Here is a 17,933-nt window from a genome sequence, read left to right on the forward strand (position 1 = left end):
GCCCCAGAAGCCAGCTGCGTCAGAGCCGGTAGACCACCGCGCCGTCGATCTCCTGTCGGGTGATGCCGAGCAGATCGACCGGGGCGTCGATCGTGATCTCCCACGGCGTCCCGGCGACCTGCCCGCGCAGCAGCACCACAGTGCGGACGCCGAACGTGCGCAGGTAGTCGACGCTGGTCTGGTCGGGGAACGACTGGGTCACCCGGCGAACGTCGTCGAGCTGGCGCGGAGTGAAGCCGCTGCCGCCGTTCACCACGTCCGGGAATCCGCTGGTGGACCAGAGCATCACGTGCTGGTCCAGGCTCTGGTTGCTGGGTAGCACCAGCAGCGGCCCCTCCACCGTGCGCAGCGCGGCCGGCTGGGTCGGCACCACCGGATGCGGGGTGGTGTTCAGGCCCTCCACGGTGACCAGCAGCAGCGGCAGCAGGGTGGCCAGGCGCAGCCACGGCCCCGGCCAGGACGGGATCCGCTGCGCGGCCAGCTCGCGGACCCGTTCGGTGAGGGCGGTGACCGCGCCCGCGGCGAGCAGGGCGAGCAGCAGGGTGGTCCAGAGCATCAAACGCCCCGGGGTACGCAGCGCGTTCCAGCCGGGTGCGTGCTCGAACAGCGGAACGTAGGTGAAGGCGCCGTCGAAGAAGCGGGTGCCCATCGCGAAGGCCATCGTCAGCAGAACCCCGGCGAGTAGCAGCAGCCGGTGCCGCAGCCGCCAGACCGAGAAGAACAGCCCGCCGGCGGCCAACGCGTACAGCACGAAGCCCGGCAGCAGGGTCATCTCCGGATGCCACGGCAGCGCCGCTCGGGCGCCCTCGTGCAGCCCGCCCCAGATCCGCGACTCCGCGGGCGCGGTCACGAAGCCGGACGCCGGCGGCGAGAAGATGCTGATGTCACCGATGGTGCGCTCGGCGTACGGATGCAGCTCGGTCACCCTGAAGTACGGGATCGCCATCAGCAGACCCACCCCGGCGAAGAGCAGCCCGCCGACCACGTCGGCGACCAGCAGCCGGCGGCCGAACGGCAGGGCCTGGCCGGTGCGGAGTCGCCGCGCGTAGAACAGGACGGCCGCGACCAGCACCGCGCATGCCAGGAAGTACGCGAACGGCAGACCGATGCCGAAGCCGAGGCTGAGTTGCCAGGCCGCCACCAGCCAGCCGGCGTAGACCCAGCCGTCGTGCCGGCGCTCGGGCCGGTAGCCGTGCCGCAGCGACCAGCCGTGCCCACGCGCCAGCATGGCCAACGCCAGCGGGATCCCGCCGTTGGAGAGCACGTGCAGGTGCCCGGCCTGGGCCAGCAACCACGGCGCGTAGGTGTAGGCGACGCCGGCGACCGCGGCGCCGATCCGGCCCGCGCCGAGCTGCCGGGCCAGCGCGTACGCCCCCAGCGTGGCGAGCGCGTGCGCCAGCACGAACATGATGTTGTAGCGCAGCACCGCGTCCTCGGGGCCGCTGCCGAGCATGCCGGCCGGGGCGTAGCCGAGCAGCGTGTCGGAGAACGCGAAGCTCCACAGCTCGGGGAAGAACGTGTTGGACTGCCACAGGCGCGCCGGCTCGGTCAGCAGGATGTGCCCGGACCAGGCCATCTGCCACGCCTGCAGGCTCGGGTCCCAGTAGTCCTGCGGGAGGGTGTAGCGCGGGTAGCGCAGCGTCGGCCAGGTCATCAGCACGGCCAGCGCCAGCGCGCCGAGGCTTGCCAGGGTCCACTCGTGGATCAGGTACCGGCCGACGGCGCGGGCCGACCGGCTGAGCCGGGAGGGCACCGGCTCCGGCGCGGAGGCGAACGCCTCCCAGCGCTCGGATCCCGCCGACTTCGCCTCACCGTCGACCTTCACCGGACCGTCTGGTTCGCCGGCCTTCCCGCCCTTGGCTGCGTCGCCGCTCTCGGCCGGATCGCCTTCGGCGGCACTGTCCTTCTCCGCACCGTCCTTGCCCGCGCGGTCCTTGACGGCACCATCCTTCTCCGCACCGCCCGTAGCCGCGCCGGGCTTGGCCTTACTGTCCTCGGCCGCGCTGTCCTCGGCCGCGCTGTCCTCGGCCGCGCTGTCCTCGGCCGCGCTGTCCTCGGCCGCGCTGTCCTCGGCCGCGCTGTCCTCGACCGCGCTGTTCCCGGCCGAGCCGGGCTCGGGGCCGTCGTGCTTCGTGGAGCCGGGCTTCGGGTCGTCGTCCCTGGCGGTGGCGGCTTTCGTACCGTCGTTGGTGACGATGCTGGCTCTCGTACCGTCGCCGCTGACCGCATGGTCCGTGCCGGCGGCGGCGGTCGTGTTGTCGGAGGCCGTGGCGGCGCGCGCCGCCGGGGTGGGGGTGCCGGCGGCGGCCGGGATCGCGGGCCGGATCCGGGCGTCCCCGGTGGGGGTGGGCCGGGCGCTTCCGGTCCCGGGCTGGCCGGTCGTCATGCTGCCGTGCTCTCCATCCCGAGCTGCTGGCGGAGGAAGTCGATGTCGGCGGCCTGGCCGGCGACACCGCCCGGTGTCTCGACGACCACCGGCGCGCCGGCAGCGCGGATCACCGCCACCACCAGCTCCGGGTCGATCGTCCCGCCGTCCAGGTTGTCGTGCCGGTCCTGGCCCGAGTTGAAGGCGCCCTTGGAGTTGTTGGCGTGCACCAGGTCGATCCGCCCGGTGATCGCCTTGACCCGGTCGACCAGGCCGAGCAGTTCCTCGCCGCCGGCGTACGCGTGGCAGGTGTCCAGGCAGAAGCCGACCTCGTGGTCGCCGATGGCGTCCCAGAGGCGGGCCAGCGCGTCCAGTCGACGGGCGCACGCGTTGTCGCCGCCGGCGGTGTTCTCGATCAGGACGGGGACGCCGAAGCCGCCGGAGTCGGCCGCGTACGCGAATGTCTTGCGCCAGTTGTCGAAGCCCACGGCCAGGTCGTCCCCGGCGTTGACGTGCCCGCCGTGGACGATCAGGCCCTTCGCGCCGATCGCGGCGGCCGCGTTCGCGTGCCCGAGCAGCAGCTTGCGGCTGGGGATCCGGATGCGGTTGTTGAGGGTGGCCACGTTGATGACGTACGGCGCGTGCACGTACAGGTCGACCTCGGCGGCGCGCAGCCGTTCGGCGTCCTCCCGGGGCTTGGGCGCCTTCCACCCCTGCGGGTCGGAGAGGAAGAACTGCACGGTGTCGGCGGACCGGGCGGTCGCCTCCGTCAGCGGGTCGGTCGAATCGACGTGGGCTCCGATACGCATGCGAGCGAGCCTACGTCGCGACCCCGACGGGTGGGGCGACCGGCCGGTGCGGTGTCGCCGTCGACGGCGTCACCGAACGGACCGACGATCGTTGATGGGATTGAGTCGGCGGCCAGCGCCGGTGCCGTCGATGGCGTGACCGCCGCGTACGGCAACCGGTGGTCGACGGACCGACAACGAGGTCACCCCCGCCGCGCGGCCCGGCGTGGCGGGGGCGGCCCCCGGGCACATCAGATCCGACCGATGAAGAATCTCGGAAATTTGTGCTTTTTCCCCCGACAAGGTACGAGAGCCGTTGTATCGTCAGATAACAACACGATAAAGCTCCGCGGGGCGTCTTCGGTCCAACCTCATCGGTGTGGTCGTTCCTCCCCAGGTCCCACCCAAGGAATGCGGACGGGACGCCCCGCGGCCTCGTTGACGGGGGTCCACCACCGGCCGGTGACGGTCGGACGGTGGGCCCCCGTCGGCACGTCCGGGCGCTGGCCCCACCACCACAGGCATGATCGTTCGGACCGGGTATCCTGGTCAGGTTGTCCGCGTCCGGCCGGGTTCCCCCGGTACGTGCGGGCAGCGACGCACGACCTCCTGCCACGGAAGGACCGTGGCCGCTTAGCCCACAGGAGGTGAGCACGTCTTGCGTCATTACGAAGTAATGGTGATCCTCGACCCCAGCCTCGAGGAACGCACCGTCGCCCCGTCGCTCGACACGTACCTGAACGTGATCCGGACCGCGGGTGGCTCGGTTGAGAAGACCGACGTGTGGGGCCGCCGGCGCCTCGCGTACGAGATCAACAAAAAGGCCGAGGGCATTTACGCCGTCGTCGACCTGCAGGCCACGCCTGCCGCGGTGGCCGAGCTGGACCGTCAGCTCCGGCTCAACGAGTCCGTGCTGCGCACCAAGGTCATCCGGCCGGAGATGCGCTAAGCATTCAACCCGGTTCGCCCGGATCAGCCTCCGCGGCTCTGTCATACGGCTCTGGGAGCCTGTACGACGAGACGCTGAGTGCGCGAGGAGATGGTCATGGCAGGAGACACCACCATCACGGTCATCGGCAATCTGACCGATGACCCCGAGTTGCGGTTCACCCCCTCCGGGGCGGCGGTCGCCAAGTTCCGAGTCGCCTCGACGCCCCGTTTCATGGACAAGGCGTCGGGCGAGTGGAAGGACGGCGAGCCGCTGTTCCTCGCTTGCACCGTGTGGCGGCAGGCCGCCGAGCACGTCGCCGAGTCGCTGCAGCGTGGCGCTCGGGTGATCGTGTCGGGCCGGCTCCGGCAGCGGTCCTACGAGACCCGCGAGGGTGAGAAGCGCACCGTCATCGAGCTTGAGGTCGACGAGATCGGCCCGTCGCTGCGCTACGCCACGGCGAAGGTGCAGAAGATGTCCCGCTCCGGCGGTGGCGGCGGCGGCTTCGGTGGCGGTAGCGGCGGCGGTGGTGGTCAGGGTGGCGGCGGAGGCAACTTCGACGACCCCTGGGCTTCGGCCGCACCCTCTCCCGCGCGTGCCGGTTCGGGCGGCAACTTCGACGAGGAGCCCCCGTTCTAATGGCGCCGAGCGCCCGCGATCGCAAACCAGGAGCACGAGCAATGGCCAAGGCTGCGGCACTTCGCAAGCCGAAGAAGAAGGTGAACCCGCTCGACAAGGACGGGATCACCTACATCGATTACAAGGACACCGCGCTGCTGCGCAAGTTCATCTCCGACCGCGGCAAGATCCGCGCTCGACGGGTGACCGGCGTGACCTCGCAGCAGCAGCGGCAGATCGCCCGTGCGGTCAAGAACGCCCGTGAGATGGCGCTCCTGCCGTACACGGCTACCACCCGCTGAGAGGAGGCACCGATATGAAGATCATCCTGACTCAGGAAGTGTCCGGCCTCGGTGCCCCGGGCGACATCGTCGAGGTCAAGGACGGCTTCGGCCGTAACTACCTGCTGCCGCAGGGCTTCGCGATCGCCTGGACCAAGGGCGCGGAAAAGCAGGTCACGGTCATCAAGCGGGCCCGCTCGGCCCGCGAGATCCGCGACCTCGACCACGCGAACGAGGTCAAGGGTCAGCTCGAGGGTCTCAAGGTCAACATGAAGGCCCGCGCCGGCGACGGCGGTCGGCTCTTCGGCTCGGTCACTTCGGCCGAGATCGTCGACGCCGTCAAGGCCTCCGGTGGCCCGGTCCTCGACCGGCGCCGGCTGGAGGTGCCGGGTCACATCAAGTCGACCGGCACCTACCCGGTGAAGATCAAGCTGCACCCCGAGGTGACCGCGTCGTTCAACCTGAACGTCGTTCAGGGCTGACACCAGCGACACCACCACGAGGGCCCGTGCCGAGCGATCGGTGCGGGCCCTCGTGCGTACCGTCGTCGGGCCCGCGCCCGGTCAGCCGATCGCCTGACCGGTCACCGCGCTGATCAACACCGTGGAAAGGCCCCCGCCCACCACCGCGGCGGCGAGCGCGATGGTGGCCGAGCGCCACGTCGTACCGACCCGACGCAGCAGCGCCGCCACCACCAGACTGCTCACCAGCGCCAGCCCGAAGCGGGGCGAGCCAGCGAGCAGCGACTCCAACGCACGCGACCGGGGCGAGTCGCACCCGCCTCCGCTGATGTCGGTGACGCACCCGGCCGGTGCCTGGCTGTCCAGGGTCAGCAACCAGACGAAGACCAGCACCGCCGGCAACAGGTAACAGGCGGCGGTGTACAGCAGCGGCCGGATGGACCCACCCGGATCCGGGTCCAGCAGGTCGTCCTCCAGGCGCCGCGCCCAGCCGCCCGTCGCCACGGACTCGACCCGCCGGCGTACCGAGGCCACCCCCACCGGCGGTTGGTCCACCCGACGTCGTGGCCCACTACCACGGGGTACGGGAGCACCACGCGGTACGGGAGCGTTCCGCGGGCGAGGGGCGGTGTAACCCACCACCGGTGACCGGGGTGCCGACGTCGTCAGATCCATCCAGCGTGGGTCGTCACCGGCCAGCCGAGTGCCGGACCAGAACCGGTCGTCCCCGCTCGGTGGCCAACCCTCGGCCGCCACCGACCGGTCGGAGCGCGGCGCCAGCGTCCGGTCCCACTGGTCGTCCTCGACCGCGGACCGCTCCCACTGGCCGGTGCGGTCGGACCGTTCCCAACCACCGATGCTCTCCGCCTGCGCCCACTGCCCACTCAGGTCCGTGCCGTCCGCCTCGGCCACCGGCGGCCACGCGTGCACGCCCGAGGCGTCCCACGGGTCCACCGCCGGCGCGTACGACGGGTCGGGCTCGGGCGCAGGGTCGGATCCGCGCTCCCACGGGTCGGCCGCCGGACGGGTCCAGGACTCCTCCGCACGACGGCTGCGCCGGGTGGGCCGCTCCGTTTCCCAGCGGGGCACCGGCTCGGCCGGGGCGGGCTCCAGGTCACCGCCGGACCAGATCACCTGCGGGCGGCCAGCGGGCGCACGCCGGGGACGGCGGTCCGGGACCGCGCCGGAGACCGGCTCCTCCTCCGTCGAGTCGGCACGCCGGCGGCCGGCGTACCCCTGCTCCTGTGGACGGTCGAGCGTCCACTCCCGGGTGTGGTCCGAGTCGGGCGCCGCGCCGATCGCCGGTCGCTCCCGCCAACCCGTCTCACTGACCAGCCGCCGGGTGCTCGTCGTCTCGCTGGCCCGCCAGCCGGCTCCGGAACCCGGCAGCTCGTGCTCGGCCTCGTCGTCATCCGGGGCGGCGTGACGGCCACCGCCGTCCGCGTGCCGGACCCCCGACTCCAGTGCCCACCGGGGCAGGTAGGCGTCGACCGGCTCGTCCTGCCCCCGATCCAGTGCACGCCGACGGCTGGAGGTGCGATAGCGCCCGTCCTCGTCGTACGGGTCGACCGGAAGGGGTGGCACGCGCTCACCCCACGAGGCGGTCGGCTGGCGCTCGCGCGGGCTGCCCTCCCCGCGTCCCCAGTCCCGGTAACTCACGGCCGGAGTGTGACCCTTCTGAACCGAAAGCGTAATCCGCTGTCCAGGTGTAGCCGTTCGCTGGAGATAGTACGGGACGATCGTGTCACAGGCCCGACCGAAATATTCTCCTCCACAGGCTGGGGACCGCATATCCGCAGGTCAACGAGGTATGGCCCGGAATTCCCCAAGCGTTGTCCACAGGCTGTGCACACGCTGCGCACATGCTCGTCCACGACATCCACAGGTTGTCCCGAGGCTCGTCCACCGCCGCTGTTGAGTCGCTGCCCTCGCGGTCCGTATGGTTGGCCCTCGACCGCCGGCGCGATGGCCCCCGATCGACCGGCCCGGTCGGGCGGAATTGTCGTACCGAGGCGATAGAGCTGGAACCGGATCCGGCGCAGTGGAGGGGGGACCCGTGTCGGTCACCGACGACATGCGGGCGGAGCCACGCTCCGGCGGCCAGGCGCCTGCGCAGCGCGACGGCCAGTTCGACAAGACCCCGCCCCAGGATGTCGCAGCCGAGCAGTGCGTCCTCGGCGGCATGCTGCTCTCCAAGGACGCCATCGCCGACGTCGTCGAGATCCTGAAGACCAACGACTTCTACCGGCCGGTGCATGCCACCATCTTCGACATCATCCTGGACATCTACGGCCGGGGTGAGCCGGCCGACTCGATCACCGTGGCGGCGGCCCTCGCCGACTCCGGCGATCTGGTACGCATCGGCGGTGCGCCCTACCTGCACACCCTCATCGCCAGCGTGCCCACCGCCGCGAACGCCGCCTACTACGCGCGGATCGTCAGCGAGCGGGCGGTGCTGCGCCGGCTGGTCGAGGCCGGCACCAAGATCGTGCAGTTGGGTTACGGCACCGCCAACGGCGGCAGCCGCGACGTCGACGACATCGTGGACCTCGCCCAGCAGGCCGTCTACGACGTCACGGAACGTCGGGTCAGCGAGGACTTCGCGGTCCTGGCGGACATGTTGCAGCCGACGCTGGACGAGATTGAGGCGGTGGGCGCGCAGGGCGGGATGATGACCGGCGTCCCGACCGGCTTCACCGACCTGGACCGGCTGCTCAACGGCCTGCACGCCGGGCAGCTCATTATCGTGGCCGGAAGGCCTGGTTTGGGCAAATCGACCGCAAGCATGGACTTTGCCCGGAATGCCGCTATCCGCGCCAACCAGGCGGCCGCCATCTTCTCGCTGGAAATGAGCAAGGTCGAGATCGTCATGCGACTGCTCTCCGCCGAGGCGCGGGTGCCGCTGCACGTGCTGCGCAGCGGGCAGCTCTCCGACGACGACTGGACCAAGCTGGCCCGGTGCATGGGCGAGATCAGCGAGGCGCCGCTCTTCGTCGACGACACGCCGAGCATGAACCTGATGGAGATCCGGGCCAAGGCCCGCCGGCTCAAGCAGCGGCACGACCTCAAGATGATTGTGGTCGACTACCTCCAGCTGATGACCTCGCCGAAGCGCACCGAGAGTCGGCAGCAGGAGGTCGCCGACCTCTCCCGTGGCCTCAAACTGCTGGCCAAGGAGGTCGAGTGCCCGGTCATCGCGGTCAGCCAGCTCAACCGCGGCCCCGAGCAGCGCACCGACAAGCGCCCCCAGTTGTCCGACCTGCGCGAATCGGGTTGCCTGACCGCGGAGACCCGGGTGGTGCGCGCGGATAACAACGCCGAGATCACTCTCGGTGAGTTGTTGGCTGACGGCGCAAAGGACATCCCGGTCTGGGCGCTCGATGAGAGCCTGCGCTACACCCCCCGCACCATGACGCACGTCTTTCCCAGCGGCACACGTGAGGTGTTCCGGCTGACCCTCGCATCAGGTAAGCAGATCGACGCGACGGCCAACCACCCCTTCCTGGCGTTCACCGGGTGGGTGCCTCTGGGTGAACTGTCGGAGGGGGACCGCATCGCCACACCGCGCCACCTACCGCCCCCGATGACCATTCGCCCGTGGGTCGACGCGGAGCTCGTGATGTTGGCACACCTGCTGGGCGACGGTTCCTTCGTGCGGCGTCAACCGATTCGATACGCCAGTCGCGACGAACTGAACCTGCAGGCCGTCATGGAAGCGGCGAAACACTTTGGGATCTCCGCTGTCCGGGATGACTACGCGGCGGCGAGGGTTACCACCCTCCGCCTGCCCGCGCCCTATCGGCTGGCCCGCGGTCGGCGCAATCCCATCGCGGCCTGGCTGGACGAGCTCGGCCTCTTCGGCCTCAGGTCGCACGAGAAGTTCCTTCCCGCCGCCATGTTCAACCTGCCCAAGGAGCAGGTCACCACTTTCCTGCGACACCTGTGGGCCACGGATGGCTCGGTCACCGTGAACCGTTCGGGTCGCGGCGGCCGTGTCTACTTCGCGTCCACGAGCCGCCGCATGCTCGAGGACATCTCCCGACTACTCCTCAGGTACGGCATCACCGCTCGACTGAAGGTCGTGCCTGTGGTGGGGCACCGACCGCAGTACACGCTCGACATCTCCGGTCGGGACGACCAACTACGGTTCCTGCGCGAGATCGGCGTTCATGGGCAGCGGTCAGAGGGCTGCGCTGAACTACTCGCCGCGCTGGAGTCGACGGAGAGCAATACCAACGTCGACACCGTGCCGCGAGAGGTGTGGACCAGGGTGCGAGAGATCCTGGTAGAGCAGGGGATGACCCACCGTGAGTTCGCAGAGGCCATCGGCACCCAATTCTGCGGCAGCGCCCTCTGGCAGCGCGCGCCCAGCCGCTCTCGCCTGGCCAAGATCGCTACTGTCCTCGATGCGGCAGACCTGGACCTGCACGCCACCAACGACATCTTCTGGGACGCGATCGTGTCGATCGAGTCCATCGGCGAGCGAGAGGTGTTCGACGCTACCGTTCTGGGGAAGCACAACTTCATCGCGAACGGGATCGCCACCCACAACTCCATCGAGCAGGATGCCGACGTTGTCATCCTGCTGCACCGCGACGACTACTACGACAAGGAGTCGCCGCGCGCGGGCGAGGCGGATTTCATCATTGCCAAGCACCGAAATGGCCCCACCGACACGGTGACGGTCGCGGCCCAGCTGCACCTCTCGCGCTTCGTCGACATGGCCATCGTCTGACCGGCGCGAGCACCGACGCTCAGCCCAGCAGCGGGAACCAGCCGGCCGACTCGCCCAGCTCCAACCGGTCCCGGTCGGTGAGCGGGAGACGCCCGGTGGCCTTCAGCAGGAACTCCTCGTCGTCCCACGCCGTGGGGCGGACCGCGTCGTCGCTCATCAGGCCGTCCATGGTCGCCACCGCGACCCGTACCGCCAGTGGGCCGGGCGGCGGCGCGTCGGGCAGTTCCAGCGTCAGGTCCAGGTGATGCACCATGGCCTCGGTGGTCAGGGTGGCGAGGAAGTCCGGTACCCGCAGCACGTGGCCCTGCGTGGTCACGTACCCCGTCGGGTCGGCTGCGGCGGCGGCCCGGACCGCCGCCGGGGCGGTGTCTCGCCAGAGCCGGACGATGCCGGACGGTCGGTCGAACGCGGCGGCCGACCGGCGGACCCACCAGGCGTGCCGGGCGTCGTCACCGCCGCCGGAGGGAAAGCCGCGCCAGTAGCTGACGTCGTCCACGTCGGCGGGGCCGTCGGCGGGGCTGGCCAGCGCGACCAGGGCCCGCTGGGCGTCGCCGAGCACGTGGAAGAGCACGTCCGCGACGAGCCAGCCCTGGCAGCGGGTGGGTCGTTGCAGGTCCGTGTCGTCCCGGCCGTCGACCACGCCGGTGATCGCGTCGTACGCCTGGGCCAGCGCCTCGGCCGGCCGAATCGCGCTCATGCGATGCAGCCTCGCACGGACCTTCCCGCCCGCCAACCATCGGCGACAGTTGCGGTGGGCGAAGCGCCCGGGCCGACGCGCGGGTCGGCCCGGGCGGGATGCTGACCTCGGCTCAGCCGAACATCTCGTCGAGGAAGCCCTTGCGCTTCTTGTGCCGGTAGTGGCCGTGGTAGCCGTGGTGCTGCTGGCCGCCGTAAGCCGGCGCCGGCGGGTAGCCGTGGGCGGGCGGGGGCGGTGGCGGCGGGGGGACCGCACCGTAGCCGGGCTGGTGCTGCGGCGGTGGGTAGCCCCCGGGCTGCTGAGCGGGCTGCGGCGGCGTGCCGGCCTGCTGGCGGCTCCAGTTGGCCTCCGCCTCGAAGAGCTTCTCAAGCTCGCCGCGGTCGAGGAAAATGCCTCGGCACTCCCCGCACTGGTCGATGACGACGCCGCTGCGCTCGTACTGACGCATTTCTCCGTGACACTTGGGACAGGTGAGACTCATCATCCGAAGGTACCCGGTCGAGTCACGCGGTCGCCGTAAGCGCCTCGATCACCTCCTCGTCGGGGACCTCGTGGAAGTCCTCGTAGTAGACGCTGACCGCGCCGAAATCCTGCGGGCGCTGGGCGCAGACGACCTGGTCGGCCTCGGCGGCCAGTAGCTCGTACGCCTCCTGCGCGCCGACCGGCACCGCGACCACCACCCGGCGTGCGCCGAGTCGGCGGACGACCTCGACGGCGGCGCGCGCGGTCGCGCCGGTGGCCAGGCCGTCGTCGACGATCACCGTGATCCGCCCGGCGAGGTCCAGCGGAGGGCGGCCGCCCCGGTAGAGCCGCTCCCGGCGCTCCAACTCGGTCTGCTCCCGGTGGTTGACCTCGGCGATGTCGTCGCTGCTGAGCCGGCTGGCCACCGCCTCGTTGAGCACCTGCACGCCGCCCGGGCCGAGCGCGCCGAAGGCGACCTCCCGGGCCCACGGCATGCCGAGTTTGCGGACCACCAGCACGTCCAGTGGCGCGCCGAGTCGTTCGGCGACGACCCGGGCCACCGGCACGCCGCCGCGGACCAGGCCGAGGACGACGACGTCCGGCTCGCCGATGAGTGCGGTGAGCCGATCGGCGAGCACCTGGCCCGCCTCGGCCCGGTCGCGGTACGTGGTCATGCCTTCAGGTGTACGCCCTGTCGCGTCGCTCCGCCCGGCAGTTACGCCGAAGTGGTCCGACCGGACAGCTCGCCGGGCACCGGGACGGTCGACGAGTCGGTGGTGCGGTGCAGGGCGGGCGCCCAGGTGAGCAGGGCCAGCGGGTACAGCAGGTAGCCGAAGCGGGTCGAGGGCATCAGGACGATCGCGGCGAGCAGCCCGTACCCGCAGATCAGCGCGGTGGCGACGGCGGTGCGCGGCGGGCGGCGGGCGAGTCGGACGGCGATGGCCAGGCCGGCCGCGACCAGCAGCGCGGCGGCGATCAGCCGGCCGGCGGGCAGCGCGGTGGCGATCAGATAGCCGGGGAACGGGGACTGCGCGGGGCTGGTGACCAGACCGTGGCCGAGCGGAAAGCGCAGCACGTTCTCGGTCAGCGCGTCGCGGTCGACCAGCAGGGCCGGGAGCAGGGTCGCCACGGGTAGCCCGATCGCGCCGGCGGCGACCCGGGTGCCGGCCCGCCGGGTCAGCCCCCACGCGATCAGGACCAGGGCGACCGGCCAGGCGAACAACTTCAGCGCGCCGGCGAGCCCGACCGCGAGGCCGGCCCGGCCGGGCCGGTCGGCGGCGGCGAGCGCGAGGGCGAGCAGGCAGAGCGCGAGTACGGGCAGGTCGTCGCCGCCGGTGGCGAGGGTGAGCGCGCAGATCGGCAGTACGGTGGCCGCCTGTACGCCCCGCAGCAGGGCGGCGCCCGGACGGTCGTCCGTGCCGGCGGGGTGTGCGCGGTGGGCGGCGCGCAGGGCGGCCACGGCCAGGGCGAGCGCCAGCGCGGTGCCCACCGCGAGCCAGACCCGGGCATCGGTCCAGGCGGCGTCGACCAGGGCTCTGGGCAGGCCGAACATCGCCATGCCCGGCTGGTACGGCGTGTAGCCGAGCAGCTGCTCGGCGGGCGGCAGGGCGGCTATGGCGTCGCGTCCGAGGTACGGCGTGCCGTGCTCCAGCAGGCGCGCCCCGGCCTGCTCCACGACCAGCACCTCCTCCTGGGCCCGGTCGGTGCGTCCGGTGGCCCGCTCGACGCTCTGCCAGAGCACGGGCAGCAGGGCGGTGCTCGCCCAGACGAATCCGGTGACCGCCCACCTGGCTGGCAGGCCGACCAGCCGGGAGGCCGAGCCGCGTCGGCGAAGGTGGAGCTGGACGACCACCGCCAGTGTGGCGATCAGGTAGCCGACGGTGGCGACCGCGCCCCAGGCCCGATGCGGCAGCAGCGTCGAGGTGACCGCGGTGATCGCGGCGAAGACGGCCGAGACGGCGTAGAGACCGAGGTCGAGGGCGAGGCCCCCGGCGGCGGTGTCGAGCGTCCGCCAGCGACGGCGAAGGGCGGTCGGGTGGTCGGCGGTCACGCGCGCCAGTCTGGCAGACCCCCGGCCAGCTCGATGTTCCGCGTCGTTCAGGCGGGGAGGTGGGGAAGTCGGTCCGGGCGGGACCGGCCGCCCTGGCGGCGGTTCTGGGTCAGCCGGATCACCGCGCCGGCGTCGTGCAGCGGCGTTGCGAGGGCGCCCGGGCGGCCGCCCGAGCCGCGCTGCAACGCCGCGAGGAGAGTGCCGGCGGGCATCGGCCGGGCGAACAGGTGCCCCTGGCCGGCGGTGCAACCCAGCTCCCAGAGGGCCCGTCGCTGCGGCTCGCTCTCCACCCCCTCGGCCACCACGTCAAGGTCGAGGCTGCGGCCCAGGTCGAGGGTGGAACGGATGACGGCGGCGGCCTCCGCCGAACTCTCCATCGTCGTCACGAAGCTGCGATCGATCTTCAGCTCGTGCACGGGGATCCGCGAGAGCAGTGAGAGCGAGGAGTAGCCGGTGCCGAAGTCGTCCAGTGCCAGCCGGATGCCCTCGTCGCGCAGCCGGCTCAGCACCCGGTCCACCACGTCGAGCTGGCTGAGCGTCAGCGTCTCGGTCAACTCCAGCACCAGCCGGTCCGGCGGCAGGTCGTGGGCACGCAGGCGGGCCAGCACCGAGCCGGGGAAGCGCGCGTCGAGCAGGCTGCGCGGGGACACGTTGACCGCGACCGGCACGTCGAAGCCGGCGTCGCGCCAGCCGGCCGCCGCGATCAACGCCTGGTCGAGGATCGCCTCGGCGAACGCCGGTAGCAGCCCGGAGCGCTCCACCGCCTCCAGGAAACGCAGCGGATCGATCATGCCGTGGGTGGGGTGATGCCAGCGGGCCAGCGCCTCCGCGCTGGTCACCTCGCCGGTGCCCAGGTCGACGATCGGTTGGAAGTTGACGACGAACTCGTGGTCGGCGACCGCCCGTGGCAGGTCACCGCCGAGGGTGAGCCGGCCGAGGTCGGCGGTGTCCCGCGCCGGGGCGTACGTGGAGATCCGTTGACCGGCCCGCTTCGCCTGGTACATCGCCACGTCGGCGCGGCGCAGCAGCTCCGCCATGCCGCCACTGGCCGGGGCGACGGAGATCCCGCCGCTGGCTTCGACGCTGATCCGCATGCCGTCCAGCTCGAACGGTTCGTGCAACGCGGCGAGCAGCGTCTCCGCCCGGTGCGCGGCGACCGCCGGGGCCGGCAGCCCGCGCAGGAGTACGGCGAACTCGTCGCCGCCGAGGCGGGCCACCAGGTCACTGGCCTGGGCGGCGCCCCGCAGACGTTCGGCCACCTGCACCAGTACCTGGTCGCCGGCGGCGTGCCCGAGCGTGTCGTTGACCTCCTTGAAGTGATTGAGGTCGATCAGTACCAGCGCGGTCACCCCGTCCGCGTGCCGTCCGCTCAACTGCTCGGTGCCCTTGTCGAGCAGGTGCCGACGGTTGGCCAAGCCGGTCAGCGCGTCGTGCGCCGCGGCGTACGCGTGCTCGTCGGCCACCCGTGCCAGCTCGGCGTACGCCTGGGCGTTGCGTACCGCCGTGCAGAGCGCGGAGGCGAAGGTACGCAGGGTGTACTGCTCCCGTTCGGAGAGCTGCACGGGGCCGCGGAAGCGCAGCCGCAGCGCGCCGACATCGACGGACCGGTCGTGGCCCTCCAGCGGCGTGGCGACGACCGTGCCGTCCACGTCGGTGAGCGTGCCGGCCAGTCCGTCGAAGGTGATGCCGCTGGTGCCGCCGCGCACCGTGCGGGCTCCGTCGCGCAGCTCGATCTCGACCTCGTCGGCGGAGAACAACTCGGCGGCCTGGGTGACGGCGGTGGTGAGGACGTTGTCCAGGTCCACCACGTTGAGCGCGTCCGTGGTGCGGGCGAGCCGCTGCCACGCCTGCTGCTCGGTGCGACCCCGGATACGCGCGGAGTAGGCCAGGTGCAGGCTCAACATGAGCGGTGGGACGGCGAGCAGCAATCGCGGGTCGACCTGGAGGATGAGCAGCGTGCAGAGGGCTACGACGAAGCGCACACCGAAGCCGGCGAGCCGGAGGTCAAGGTTGTTCAGGAATTGCCGGGAGACCCGGGTGCCGGTCGCGAGCGCGATCACCGGGATCGCCAGCAGGTCGTCCAGGAGAGCGGCGACCAGGTAGATCGCGCCCAGCAGAGTGACGAGCTCTGCCATGCCCACCGGTGGCCACTGCCAGTGGACGGCCAGGGCGACGGCGCTCGCTCCACCGGCGACCAGGATGTTCTTGCTGACGCCGAACGCCGTCTTGATCGGCGGGAGCTTCATGACGGCCGATGCGATGCCGACACCGGTGCCGGTCGCCAGCACCACCCAGGCGGGTGGGGCCACCGCGAGCCCGATCACGATTGCCGTCTCGATCCAGGTGATGGCGTGCGTGGTCGAGCGGATACGGATCGGCGACTTGACGATCGTCCCGAGGGCTGTCATGAACGTCAGCGCGACGAAGGTCGCGCCGTGGCCCACCGCGTCGGGCGGGTGGGCCAGCACGTCCGTGACGGCAAGAAGTGTCGGGCCGATGGCCAGTATGACGACGAGACCGACGAGCAACAGCAGTTGTCGGTCTGTCCTAGTGGTGTTCTCTGGGGTGACCCGACTCATGAAGCTCCTGTCGTCGCCGACAGTTACATGTTGACGACGGGAGCTTACCGCTGAGTGTCACTCCGATGTCAGTGCCAGTCGCTGCCGCGCATTGCACGCTCCCTCCACCCATCCAGCCCGGGTTCGGTATCCCCCGGGGAACTTCGTGACGAGAGCCTAAAGCGACGTCGATGCAGTTAGCAGTAATAAATGTCGGTATGCGCAACATTAGCCAAGCTGGAGGGTTTTGTGACGTTGTGTCCATGGCCTGTGAGCGGAGCGCGGTCGACTTGTTCGGCCTGCAGCTCGCATGTTGCCAACCACCGTCGGAGGATGGGCGCCGGGCCTGCCCCGACGGTTCCTCCTCAGTCTGACGAGCAGACTCCCCAGCCTCATCCGGAGTTCGGGCTCAGGGTAGATCCGGTCGGATGAATCTGCGCCCCATGCCTTAGTGCCGCCGGTCCACAGTTTGCGGTGCAGGGGGCATGGGTTCAAATTCCGGACATCACCAATTCTCGCGCAGTGAGCGTCCGAACACCATCGATCCCGATCCTGGCCGCCCTGCCGTGCGGCTTGCCGAACTCAAGTTGCAGTTCGAAACGCCGAAGCAACAGACGGTGTGCGCGGCCCGCCAGTTCTGCTGCGCCCAACGTCCGCAGTCGACAGCGATTCTCCGACGTATGTTCGAAGCTGGATTCCGGGAAGGTGCCGAACCGGCAGCGAATGGTTACCCATTTGCAACTCGATTCGGTCTCACCTTGCAGGTCCGGGCTACGCGACGAGGATCTGAAGGGCCGCCGACTCCACCTGTTCCCGGTGGTCGACCGGCGACCATCTCATACATCGCCACGCATTGACCCGCTGGGTAGCCGTCCGCACCCGGATGTGTGACGGTGAGCAGGCCGCCACCATCCCAACGGACGGCACCCCGCGCCCGGCCGGCACCTCGGGGCGGCGCTCCTTCCGAGCGCCATCCGGTCGTACCGCACCGATAGGCTCACCGCCGTGACCGAACCCGCGCAGCTCAGCCACGTCGACCGCGCCGGTGCGGCCCGCATGGTCGACGTCTCCGCCAAGCCGGTGACCGGCCGGCTGGCCGTCGCCGCGGGCCGTCTTCGGACCACACCCGAGGTCGTCGACCTGCTGCACCGCGACGGCCTGCCCAAGGGTGACGCGCTGGCGGTCGGTCGGCTGGCCGGGATCATGGGCGCCAAGCGCACCCCGGAGCTGATCCCGCTCTGCCACCCGATCGCCCTGCACGGCGTCACCGTCGACCTGCGGCTCACGGTCGACACCGTCGAGATCACCGCCACCGCCCGCACCGCGGACCGGACGGGGGTCGAGATGGAGGCACTCACCGCGGTCGCCGTCGCCGGTCTCGCCCTGGTCGACATGGTCAAGGCCGTTGACCCGGCGGCCTCGGTGGAGGCGGTCCGGGTGCTTCGCAAGGAGGGCGGCAAGACCGGCGAGTGGGTCCGACCGGAGGACCGACCGTGATCCGGGCCCGGGTGATCGTCGCGTCGAACCGGGCCGCGGCCGGCGTCTACGCCGACACCAGCGGTCCCCTGCTCGCCGCCGGCCTGCGCGAGCTGGGCTGCCAGGTCGACGACCCGGTGGTGGTGCCCGACGGCGAGCCGGTCGGCGCGGCCCTGCGAGACGCCCTCTCCGACGGCATCGACGTGGTGTTGACCAGCGGGGGCACCGGGGTCACCCCGACGGACCGGACGCCGGACGTGACCCGGGGTCTGCTGGATTACGAGATCCCCGGCATCGCCGAGGCGATCCGCGCGCACAGTCGCGACCGGGTGCCCACGTCGGTGCTGTCCCGAGGCCTGGCCGGGGTGGCCGGTCGGATGCTGGTGGTCAACCTGCCCGGCTCGACCGGCGGCGCCCGGGACGGGCTGGCCGTGCTCGGGCCGATCCTCGCGCACACCGTCGACCAACTGCGCGGCGGAGACCACTGACCGGTCCGCGCCCAGGCCCGGCGGGT

15 protein-coding genes are annotated in these 17,933 nt (G+C 71.2%); 7 read left to right on the forward strand and 8 right to left on the reverse strand.

The features are described 5' to 3' along the window. Positions 1–19 precede the first annotated feature (19 nt). Together ACFYPS_RS15300 and ACFYPS_RS15305 are read right to left on the reverse strand one after the other, a co-directional pair. Positions 20–2,386 (reverse strand): hypothetical protein, encoded by a 2,367-nt coding sequence (locus ACFYPS_RS15300; protein ID WP_387324934.1) that lies wholly within the window; start codon positions 2,384–2,386, stop codon positions 20–22. Beyond that, positions 2,383–3,174, reverse strand: coding sequence for a deoxyribonuclease IV (locus tag ACFYPS_RS15305; protein ID WP_387324937.1), 792 nt, complete (start codon positions 3,172–3,174; stop codon positions 2,383–2,385). The genes ACFYPS_RS15300 and ACFYPS_RS15305 overlap by 4 nt, the downstream gene beginning before the upstream one ends. Before the next feature lie 637 nt (positions 3,175–3,811). Between ACFYPS_RS15305 and rpsF the strand changes: the two genes are divergently transcribed. From rpsF to rplI, 4 genes are all read left to right on the forward strand, one after another. Beyond that, entirely contained in the window at positions 3,812–4,102 is a 291-nt protein-coding gene (rpsF, locus tag ACFYPS_RS15310; protein ID WP_074315517.1) for a 30S ribosomal protein S6, read from the forward strand. 78 nt (positions 4,103–4,180) lie between these two features. Then, entirely contained in the window at positions 4,181–4,720 is a 540-nt protein-coding gene (locus ACFYPS_RS15315) for a single-stranded DNA-binding protein (protein ID WP_172899022.1), read from the forward strand. 41 nt (positions 4,721–4,761) lie between these two features. Beyond that, complete coding sequence (gene rpsR / locus ACFYPS_RS15320; protein ID WP_013289355.1) at positions 4,762–5,001, forward strand: 30S ribosomal protein S18; 240 nt, start codon at positions 4,762–4,764, stop codon at positions 4,999–5,001. Between the two features lie 14 nt (positions 5,002–5,015). After that, positions 5,016–5,462: a 50S ribosomal protein L9 gene (rplI, locus tag ACFYPS_RS15325; RefSeq protein WP_354967121.1), complete on the forward strand. Its 447-nt coding sequence runs from the start codon at positions 5,016–5,018 to the stop codon at positions 5,460–5,462. A gap of 81 nt (positions 5,463–5,543) precedes the next feature. On the opposite strand, the gene ACFYPS_RS15330 is transcribed toward rplI, so the two are convergent. Beyond that, entirely contained in the window at positions 5,544–7,100 is a 1,557-nt protein-coding gene (locus ACFYPS_RS15330) for a hypothetical protein (protein ID WP_387324942.1), read from the reverse strand. Positions 7,101–7,482: 382 nt separating this feature from the next. On the opposite strand from ACFYPS_RS15330, the gene ACFYPS_RS15335 reads away from it, so the two are divergent. Next, entirely contained in the window at positions 7,483–10,176 is a 2,694-nt protein-coding gene (locus ACFYPS_RS15335) for a replicative DNA helicase (RefSeq protein WP_387324945.1), read from the forward strand. 19 nt (positions 10,177–10,195) lie between these two features. Here the strand turns inward: ACFYPS_RS15335 and ACFYPS_RS15340 are convergent, their stop codons facing one another. The 5 genes from ACFYPS_RS15340 to ACFYPS_RS15360 all read right to left on the reverse strand — a co-directional run bounded on the left by ACFYPS_RS15340 (position 10,196) and on the right by ACFYPS_RS15360 (position 15,964). Then, the gene (locus ACFYPS_RS15340) at positions 10,196–10,873 is read right to left on the reverse strand and encodes a maleylpyruvate isomerase N-terminal domain-containing protein (protein ID WP_387324947.1); all 678 of its coding nucleotides are present in this window, start codon (positions 10,871–10,873) and stop codon (positions 10,196–10,198) included. A gap of 112 nt (positions 10,874–10,985) precedes the next feature. After that, on the reverse strand, positions 10,986–11,357 hold the full coding sequence (locus tag ACFYPS_RS15345) for a zf-TFIIB domain-containing protein (RefSeq protein WP_354967126.1): 372 nt from the start codon (positions 11,355–11,357) through the stop codon (positions 10,986–10,988). A gap of 19 nt (positions 11,358–11,376) precedes the next feature. Beyond that, a complete protein-coding gene (locus tag ACFYPS_RS15350) occupies positions 11,377–12,009 on the reverse strand; it encodes a phosphoribosyltransferase (protein WP_387324950.1) in 633 nt (210 codons plus the stop codon). 41 nt (positions 12,010–12,050) lie between these two features. Then, on the reverse strand, positions 12,051–13,385 hold the full coding sequence (locus ACFYPS_RS15355; protein ID WP_387324952.1) for a glycosyltransferase 87 family protein: 1,335 nt from the start codon (positions 13,383–13,385) through the stop codon (positions 12,051–12,053). Positions 13,386–13,432: 47 nt separating this feature from the next. Beyond that, the gene (locus ACFYPS_RS15360) at positions 13,433–15,964 is read right to left on the reverse strand and encodes a putative bifunctional diguanylate cyclase/phosphodiesterase (RefSeq protein ID WP_387324955.1); all 2,532 of its coding nucleotides are present in this window, start codon (positions 15,962–15,964) and stop codon (positions 13,433–13,435) included. 984 nt (positions 15,965–16,948) lie between these two features. On the opposite strand from ACFYPS_RS15360, the gene moaC reads away from it, so the two are divergent. Then, entirely contained in the window at positions 16,949–17,440 is a 492-nt protein-coding gene (gene moaC, locus ACFYPS_RS15365) for a cyclic pyranopterin monophosphate synthase MoaC (protein WP_089018438.1), read from the forward strand. Further along, the gene (locus tag ACFYPS_RS15370; RefSeq protein ID WP_387324959.1) at positions 17,437–17,907 is read left to right on the forward strand and encodes a molybdenum cofactor biosynthesis protein B; all 471 of its coding nucleotides are present in this window, start codon (positions 17,437–17,439) and stop codon (positions 17,905–17,907) included. Before moaC ends, ACFYPS_RS15370 begins: the two co-directional genes overlap by 4 nt. Positions 17,908–17,933: the final 26 nt, after the last annotated feature.

It is taken from the genome of Micromonospora sp. NPDC005087, from assembly GCF_042872965.1.
GTDB lineage: Bacteria > Actinomycetota > Actinomycetes > Mycobacteriales > Micromonosporaceae > Micromonospora.